This is a genomic window from Streptomyces durbertensis (assembly GCF_014156695.1).
Classification (GTDB): Bacteria; Actinomycetota; Actinomycetes; order Streptomycetales; family Streptomycetaceae; genus Streptomyces; species Streptomyces durbertensis.
Map to the genome: position 1 here is coordinate 1 of NZ_WMLF01000502.1, position 3,590 is coordinate 3,590.

Consider the following 3,590-nt stretch of genomic DNA (forward strand, 5'->3'; position numbering starts at 1 on the left):
GGCCCGGTGCGACCGCACCGGGCCCCTCCCCATGCCCCCGGTCGGCCGCGGCTCAGGAGCGGTCGTCGAAGATCAGGGTCAGCAGTCGTCCCACCTCGTCCGCCGACAGCTCCTCCAGACGGTCGACCCCGGCGGCGAACTCCTCGCGGCCTCCCGTGGCGAGCCACTTGTCCCGCACCACCTCGGCGATCGGCGTGCGGCCCTCGCCGCCGATCGCCCCCATGGGCACGTGCAGTTCGCGGACGACGCTCCGGCCGTCCTTGAGGCGCAGGTGTACGCGCGCCCCGGTCACCTTGCGTGCGTCGCTGAAGTCCCTGCTCGGCGGCGGGAGTTCGCCCACCAGGTCGACGAGCCACCGCCCGTCGCCCTCCCAGCCCGCACCGAACTGCCGCAGCCACTCCGTGCCGCGTTCCCCCGCCTGCCGCAGCGCCTCGCCGAAGGGGACCTCGCAGTGGAACAGGTCCCGCGTCATGTCCCGGTCCAGGCGTACGTCGATCCGGTCGGCGAGCGACCACCGCTCGGTGTCCGCGAGCCCCTTCTCGGTGAAGTCGTCGGTGCTCAGTCGTCCCGTCAGGAGCGCGGTGGCCAGCGTGTACCGCAGCGAGAACACCAGCGCGCTCACCGGTGACATGGGGCCGCGCAGGTACTCGGCGGCGCGGCGCTCCACCACCGCCGTGTACAGGGAGGTGTCGACCGCGATCTCGGCGATGTCGTCGGCGCGTAACGGGCGTTCCTTCGTGGACAGTTCGCGGTGCAGCTCCAGGCCGACGTCGATGGCGGAGTCCATTCCCGGCCCTCCGGGGTGCACCTTGAAGGAGGTCGTGCGGGTGTGCCAGCGGGTGCCGAGTCCGGCCACCACCGCTTCGGGAAGCGGGATCGTGGCGAACCGGGAGAGGAACCCCTCCGGGTGCTCGAAGATCACCGGGCTGCCCGCGAGGCCCACGGCCGACGCGTCACAGGCGTCGAGCCCCACCCGCACCGGGGTGGCGGCGCCGAAGAGCTTGGCGTCGCCGTCGAGGAAGCCCACCGGCACGGTGCGGGGAGGCAGCCCGAAGCCGAGGCCGAGCGTGTCCACCCAACGCCGCACCGGCGCGTCCTCGCCGCGCAGCCGGCCGGCTATGGCACCGGTGACATGGGTGAAGGCGGCGCTCTGCCCCCGGAACGGCCCGAGCGTGGTGGCGGCGGTGATCCGGGCCGCCGTCTCGTTCGCGACGATGATCGAGGTGAGCAGCCGTTTCCCGGTCAGCCCCTGGGGCGCGGCATACGCGAGGGGGACGGTCACGGTCGAGTTCGACAGATGCCCGGCGTAGGCCGTGTCGTCGAAGTGGAGCCAGGAGCCGAGGGAGGCGAGCACAAACGCGGACCGGGCCGGGTCGTCCTGGAACGGCGCGCCGAACGCCTCGACGAACCGCCGGCCCAGCGGGTGCCCGAGGCCCGCCCGCACGGCCGCCAGTTGGGACAGGATCTGGTGTTTGGCGGTGGTGACGACGTCTTCCGGCACGTCGTCGAGGCGCAGCACACTCGCCCATCCCGCCAACTCTTCCGTGAGCGTGGTCACGTGGTCTCCCTCGGTCCTCTCGGCGCGCGCGCCGCCGTGCTCCGGTGACTACGCGTGTCTTACGCGCGGAAGGGCCCCAACCCTCATCCCGGGCGTCGTCCCGGGCGCGGCGGAAGTCTTTCGAGGGGTGCGGCGACCGTCCGCGTAACAGGAGTGTTCGCCCCGTACCCGCACCCACATCCGAGCGAGGTATCTGCCGTGACAGCCGCACCTCCACCCACCCGGCTGCAGTCCGGTCAGTCGAGCGAGACGGCTCATCTCACCGCGCGCGCCCGCGCCGCCGACGCCGTCGTCGAACCGGCCAGGCGACTGCTCGGCGACACCCACGCGCATCTCTTCGTCACCGTTCCGCCGCCCGCCACCGCGGAGGAGGCCCTCGGGCGGCTCCGGAGTCTGGACCGCGCCCACGGCGGCTTCCTCGCCGAAATCCTGCTGCGACAGCGCTACTTCGAGGACCTGATCGCGCTCGCGGTCGACGCGGGGGTGCGCCAGGTGGTGCTGCTCGGCGCCGGATACGACACCACGGCGCTGCGCCACACCGGACCCGGCACGGTGCGGTTCTTCGAGGTGGACCACCCCGCGACGCAGACGGCCAAGCTGGCGGCACTCGCCGCCGCGGACCTCGTCTCCCCGGCCGTCCCGGTGCCCCTTGACCTCACCGCCGGCGCCTCGCTGCGCGCGGAGCTCACCGCGCACGGCTTCGACGTCCACACGCCGTGTGTCGTGGGGTGGTTGGGGGTCACCTTCTTCCTGCCGCCCGAGGCGTGCCGCGCCACGCTCGCCGAGCTGGCGGACACCGTCGCGCCCGGCAGCCTGCTGCTCTTCGACTACATGGACGAGGCCGTGGTGGACGGCACCAGCCCTTGGGAGGGCGCCCTGCGGATGGCACGCCAGGTGCGCGAACTGGGGGAGCCGTACGTCAACGGCCTGACCGCGGACACCGCCGCCACCACCGCCCGCGACGCGGGGTTCGAACCCGTGGAGCACCTACGGGTGACCGACCTGGTCCGGCGCTACGGCGGCACCGACCCGTACTGCAGCGACGACGACTTCATGGGCCTTGTCGCGGCGCGTCGCACCGGGCGGGAGGCGAGCGGCCATGGCGAGTGACCGGAGTTGGGCCACCCGCGCCCTGCTGATCGCCAACCCCCAGGCGGGGGCCCGCGACCGGCGGCACATCGACCAGGTCGTCGCCCACTGCGAACGCCTGGTTCCGCACCTCGACGTCGTCCACACCGGGCACCAGGGCCACGCCGAGGAACGCGCGGCCGAGGCCGCCGCCTCGCACACCGACGCGGTGATCGCGCTCGGCGGGGACGGCACGACCCGCGAGGTGGCGGCGGGTCTCGCCCGCTCGGGCCTCGAACGACCCGGGGGGAGGCGGCCCGCGATGGTCAACGTCCCCTTCGGCACCGGGAACTCGTTCTACCAGGAGATCTGGGCGGATGCCCCCTGGCGCCGGGCCCTCGACCAGGCCCTGGCCGGTGAGCGCCCCCACCTGCGGTGGGTGGACATGGCCCGCGTCCGGGAGACCGAAGCCCTGGTGCTGCTCGGCGCGGGGGCCGGCCTGGTCGCCGACGCCCTGGAGACGGCCCAGGGCATGTTCGAGGTCCCGGGCCGCGACCGCTACCAGCGGGCCGTCGCCCAGACCATGAGCACGTACACGCCGTACGAGGGCCGGGTGAGCGTGGACGGGAAGGTCGTGCACGAGGGCCCGGTCGTCCTGGTCAACATCGGCGGTGGCCGCTACCGGGCGGGCCGGTTCGCACTCCTCCCGCACTCGGTCATCGACGACGGCCTGCTCGACGTCTGCGTGGTGGGCAACGAGATGGGCGTACGCGAGCTGGCCGGGCTGACCCGGGACGGCAGCCACGTGGGGCGCCCCGGCGTGGTGTACCAGCGCGGTTCCCGCGTTGTCGTCGAGCGCACGGACGGCCGGCGGCTCTCCTTCGAGCACGACGGTGAACTGTGCACCGGTGACGCCTCGCGCTACACCATCGACGTGCTGCCCGCCGCCCTCCCCGTCCTGGCC

Annotated in this window: 3 protein-coding genes; 2 read left to right on the top strand and 1 reads right to left on the bottom strand. The window is 73.5% G+C overall.

The features are described from left to right. Positions 1-52: 52 nt before the first annotated feature. A complete protein-coding gene (locus tag GL263_RS23380) occupies positions 53-1,558 on the bottom strand; it encodes an MmgE/PrpD family protein (RefSeq protein WP_182857728.1) in 1,506 nt (501 codons plus the stop codon). Positions 1,559-1,756: 198 nt separating this feature from the next. Here GL263_RS23380 and GL263_RS23385 point away from each other — a divergent pair, with 198 nt between their 5' ends. Further along, positions 1,757-2,668, top strand: a complete 912-nt coding sequence (locus GL263_RS23385) for a class I SAM-dependent methyltransferase (protein ID WP_182857729.1) — start codon at positions 1,757-1,759, stop codon at positions 2,666-2,668. Further along, on the top strand, positions 2,658-3,590 hold a 933-nt coding region (locus tag GL263_RS28925; protein WP_182857730.1), incomplete at its 3' end, for a diacylglycerol/lipid kinase family protein. The genes GL263_RS23385 and GL263_RS28925, both read left to right, overlap by 11 nt.